Raw genomic sequence first — 998 nt, 5'->3', positions numbered from 1 at the left:
CGTGCCGCGCGTGCAGGCGCACCGTGCCACGGGCGGGCTTGCCGGCCTGTTCGCGTAGCGGCGCGCTCTCGATACCGTGGTCGATGGCATTGCGCACCAGGTGTGTCAGCGGATCGGCGAGCTTTTCGACCACGCCCTTGTCGAGCTCGGTCTGCGCGCCGCTGATCTCGAGCGCGATCTCCTTGCCCAGTTCGCGGCTGACGTCGCGCACCACACGCTCGAAGCGCTGGAAGGTGCCACCGATGGGCACCATGCGCAGCCCCAGCGCGGTGTCGCGCACCTGCTCCATCAGCCGCGTGACGCCGGAAGTGGCCTGCACCAGGTCCTTGATCTTGTGCTGTCGCGCGATCAGGTGGGCGCCGGCACCGGCGATGATGAGCTCGCCCACCAGGTCGATCAGGTGGTCGAGCTTGGCGGCATCGACGCGCAGCGACGCCGCTTCCGACACCCGCGTGGCGCGGATCTGCGTCTGCTGGGCCAGTGCAGCGTCGAGCACCTCCTTGTGTACCTGCTGGCGCGCGACCAGCACCTGGCCCAGCGGCTGCGCGGCCTGGCCGGCGCACTGCGCGGCGGTCTGCTCGTCGATGGCGGCGTCGAGTTCGACGCGGGTGAGCGTGCCGCAGCGCACCAGGATCTCGCCCAGGCGCAGGTCTTCGGTCTGCGCGTGGATCAACGCCATGTACTCGCTGACCTTGCTGCGCGGCGGCAGGATGCGGATCTGGCTGTCATCGCGCACGAAGTCGAACGCACCCTCGATCGTGGCCTTGTCGGCATCGCTGCGCAGTGCCAGCTCGAATCCCAGGTGGCAGGCATCGGGATCGAGCGCGCTCAGCGGCGGCACGGCGTCGGCCAGGGTGACGATGCGCGTGATGGTGCCCAGCGTCGTGAGATAGCGGACGAAGCTCAGCGGATCGAAGCCGCTGCGGATGGTGTCTGGGCCGAAGCGCAGCGACAGGTGCCAGTGGTCCGGCCGGCACGTTTCGGTCGGGGACGCAGGC

1 pseudogene is annotated in these 998 nt (G+C 69.6%); it reads right to left on the bottom strand.

Annotation, left to right across the window (positions count from 1 at the left end):
• Positions 1-998, bottom strand: a pseudogene (locus L6Q67_RS23485) (chemotaxis protein CheA); the annotation flags it as partial.

This window comes from Zoogloea sp. (genome assembly GCF_023150065.1).
Classification (GTDB): Bacteria; Pseudomonadota; Gammaproteobacteria; order Burkholderiales; family Rhodocyclaceae; genus Zoogloea.
This window is presented reverse-complemented; position numbering and strand designations above follow the sequence as displayed.